Annotated in this window: 4 protein-coding genes and 1 pseudogene; 3 read left to right on the plus strand and 2 right to left on the minus strand. The window is 70.9% G+C overall.

Annotated features, from left to right (window positions below):
- Positions 1–456, minus strand: a pseudogene (locus HW445_RS23905) (two-component sensor histidine kinase); the annotation flags it as partial.
- Positions 457–621: 165 nt separating this feature from the next.
- Between HW445_RS23905 and HW445_RS23910 the strand changes: the two are divergent.
- Entirely contained in the window at positions 622–1,281 is a 660-nt protein-coding gene (locus tag HW445_RS23910; RefSeq protein ID WP_180223012.1) for a hypothetical protein, read from the plus strand.
- Here HW445_RS23910 and HW445_RS23915 read toward each other — a convergent pair.
- Positions 1,198–1,770 (minus strand): cob(I)yrinic acid a,c-diamide adenosyltransferase, encoded by a 573-nt coding sequence (locus HW445_RS23915; protein ID WP_180223013.1) that lies wholly within the window; start codon positions 1,768–1,770, stop codon positions 1,198–1,200. The two genes, HW445_RS23910 and HW445_RS23915, sit on opposite strands and share 84 nt — an antisense overlap.
- Positions 1,771–1,915: 145 nt before the next feature.
- Here HW445_RS23915 and HW445_RS23920 point away from each other — a divergent pair, with 145 nt between their 5' ends.
- Both HW445_RS23920 and HW445_RS23925 read left to right on the plus strand, forming a co-directional pair.
- Positions 1,916–2,764, plus strand: coding sequence for a 3-hydroxyacyl-CoA dehydrogenase family protein (locus HW445_RS23920; protein WP_180223014.1), 849 nt, complete (start codon positions 1,916–1,918; stop codon positions 2,762–2,764).
- Positions 2,765–2,944: 180 nt separating this feature from the next.
- Positions 2,945–3,217, plus strand: a 273-nt coding sequence (locus HW445_RS23925) for an STAS domain-containing protein (RefSeq protein WP_180223015.1), incomplete at its 3' end; no start/stop codon positions are given.

The following is a 3,217-nucleotide window of genomic DNA, read 5'->3' on the forward strand; positions in this document are numbered from 1 at the left end:
GGTGGCGGCCGGGCCGAACGCGACCAGGCCCACGCCCAGTCCCGCCATCAGCGAGTAGGCGTCCTGCCAGGTGGCCACGCCCCAGCCGATGAACGCCAGGGTCAGCGCGCCCGTCTGCACCGGGAGGCGGCGGCTCAGCCGCGCGCTGCCGTAGACGGTGGCCGCGTACATCAGGTCCGTGAAGAGCAGCAGCGTCACCAGGCTGCCGGTGGTGAACTGATCGGCCACCAGGGCCGCGGTGCCGGCGAGCAGCCCCGCCAGCGGCCGGATGCGGCGCAGCGGCTCCAGGCCCGCCATCACGGCCAGCGGCACCAGCACCCACCAGTCGGGCACGTCCCGCTGCGGATACATGTCCAGGCCCACCGACCACAGCAGCAGGCCCAGCGCCAGCCCGCCCAGTGCCGTCGCCACGTCGAACGGGCGAGGGCGCCGCGGGGAGGTGGTCTCGACGGTCATGACCCCATCCAACACGTCCGGCCCCCGCGGCACATGCGGCCGACGCACCCTTGTCCGCGCGGCGTGTACATCGAAGGATGCAGCCGGATCTCGTCGGGGTGGCCGATGCGCGCGCGACGGGCCGGGAGGAGGGTGGAAGGCGACGGAGGACGGAGGGAACCCGACATGATCCTGGCCCTGATCATCGCCTGCGAGGTCGGCTTCTGGGTGCTGCTCGCCGCGGGGCTCGCGGTGCGGTACCTGCTGCGCAGGCGGCGGCTGAGCACCGTCCTGCTGCTGTGCGAGCCGCTGCTGGAGGTGGTGCTGTTCGTGGTGACCCTCGTCGACCTGCGGGGCGGCGCCGAGCCCGACTGGCAGCACGGCCTGGCCGCCCTCTACATCGGCTTCACCGTGGCCTACGGGCACTACACGATCACCTGGCTCGACGGTCACGCCGCGCACCGCCTGGCCGGCGCGCCGCGCCCGCCGAAGCCGCCGCGGTACGGCATGGCCCGCGCTGCCCACGAGGGCCGGCTCTGGCTGCGCACGCTGCTCGCCGCCGCAGTGGCCGCCGCCCTGCTGCAGGGCGGCGTCCTCTACATCGGCGACGACGGCGACACGTCCACGCTGCGGTCCTTCCAGGAGACCGCGCTGCGGATCGTCCTCATCCACGGGCTGATCGCCCTCAGCTACCTGCTCTTCCCCAAGCGGTCCAAGGGCGGGCGGTCCGAGGGCGGGCGGTCCGGGGGCGGGCCGGAGGAGTCAGCGCTCCCCGCCCGGGACCCACAGGACGTCGCCCGTGGACAGGTTGGCGACGCGCGCAAGGATGAAGAGCAGGTCCGATAGCCGGTTGAGGTAGGTCGCGGTCAGGGGGTTCATGGTCTCGCCGTGGACCTCCAGGGCCGCCCAGGTCGAGCGCTCGGCCCGGCGCACCACCGTGCACGCCTGGTGGAGCAGCGCCGCGCCGGGCGTGCCGCCTGGCAGGATGAAGGAACGCAGCTTCTCCAGGCGGTCGTTGAACCGGTCGCAGTCCTCCTCCAGCCGGTCGACGTAGAACTGCTCCACCCGCAGCGGCGGGTACGCGGGGTCCTCCACGACCGGCGTCGACAGGTCGGCGCCCACGTCGAAGAGATCGTTCTGGACGCGGGTGAGGACCGCGACCACGTCCTCCTCCAGGCCGCCCAGGGCGACGGCGGTGCCGATGACGGCGTTCGCCTCGTTGGCGTCGGCATAGGCTGAAATGCGGAGATCCGTCTTCGGGACCCGGCTCATGTCGCCGAGGTTGGTGGTGCCCTTGTCCCCGGTACGGGTGTAGATGCGCGTCAGATTGACCATGGGCCCCAGCCTAGGGAACGACTCCGGAGGGAGCGCCCCCGGTGTGATGTCCGTCAAATGAGACGTGACGCGCATTACTTAGGGGTCACGAGCGTCTCCCCGGGCGCTAATGTCCGAGCGGTAGACACGAGAACAGGGAGTGGCAGTGGCAGGAAAGCTCGCCGTCATCGGGGCCGGCCTCATGGGTTCCGGCATTGCCCAGGTCTCCGCGCAGGCGGGTTGGGACGTTGTCCTGCGCGATGTCACCGACGAGGCGCTCGCCCGGGGCCTGGACGGCATCAAGGCCTCGTACGACAAGTTCGTGGGCAAGGGCAAGCTCGACGCCGCCGACGCCGAGGCCGCGCTGGCCCGGATCACCACCACCACCGACCTCGACGCCGTCGGCGACGCGGACGTGGTCGTGGAGGCCGTCTTCGAGAAGATCGAGGTCAAGCACGAGATCTTCCGCGCCCTGGACAAGATCGCGCGCGAGGACGCGGTGCTCGCGTCGAACACCTCCGCCATCCCGATCACCAAGATCGCCGCGGTGACCGGGCGGCCCGAGCGGGTCGTGGGCACGCACTTCTTCTCGCCGGTGCCGATGATGCAGCTCTGCGAGCTGGTCCGCGGTTACAAGACGAGCGACGAAACCCTCGCCAGGGCGCGGGAGTTCGCCGAGTCGGTGGGCAAGACCTGCATCGTGGTCAACCGTGACGTGGCGGGCTTCGTCACCACCCGGCTGATCTCCGCCCTGGTCGTCGAGGCCGCCAAGCTGCACGAGTCGGGCGTCGCCAGCGCGGAGGACATCGACATCGCCTGCAAGCTGGGCTTCGGCCACGCGATGGGCCCGCTGGCCACCGCCGACCTGACCGGCGTCGACATCCTGCTCCACGCGACCTCCAACATCTACACGGAGTCGCAGGACGAGAAGTTCGCCCCGCCGGAGTCGATGCGCCGAATGGTGGACGCCGGTGACATCGGCCGCAAGAGCGGGCAGGGCTTCTACAAGCACTGACCGACAGCAACGACCGCGGGTCCGCCCGCACGCCGGACCGGGATCACCCCTCGGATCACCCGAGAGGGTGATTTCGGTATCGGTTCGCTTACAGACGGCAACTTCTGGTCCGCCAAGGGCGTCAGAAGTGGCATCACCGTACACAGACGGTGCAACAAGACGTATTCCCGGGGAGCACTTATGTTCATCAGGGGCGACCACGCCGAGCTGGTCGTCGGGGGCCGCCTCGACGTCCGCAGCGCGGCGGACGCCCGTACGGTCCTGCACTCCGCCGTCGACGACGGCGTCGGCGACCTGGTCCTGGACCTCTCGGAACTCCACTCCTGGGACGCCACCGGACTGGGCGTGATCATGGGCGTGCACCGGCGGGCCGGCCGCGCCGGACGCCGGCTGGTGCTGCGCGGCGTGCCGCCGCAGATGCAGCGGCTGCTGGTGGCCACCCGGCTCCACCGC

Origin of the sequence: Streptomyces sp. UH6, from assembly GCF_013421635.1 — a bacterium.
In the GTDB taxonomy this organism is placed as follows: domain Bacteria; phylum Actinomycetota; class Actinomycetes; order Streptomycetales; family Streptomycetaceae; genus Streptomyces; species Streptomyces abyssomicinicus.

Bases quoted from the DNA above. Each gene is read 5' to 3' on its own strand.
- HW445_RS23910 (WP_180223012.1), top strand. From the start codon at position 622: ATGATCCTGGCCCTGATCATCGCCTGCGAGGTCGGCTTCTGGGTGCTG.
- HW445_RS23915 (WP_180223013.1), bottom strand. From the start codon at position 1,770: ATGGTCAATCTGACGCGCATCTACACCCGTACCGGGGACAAGGGCACC.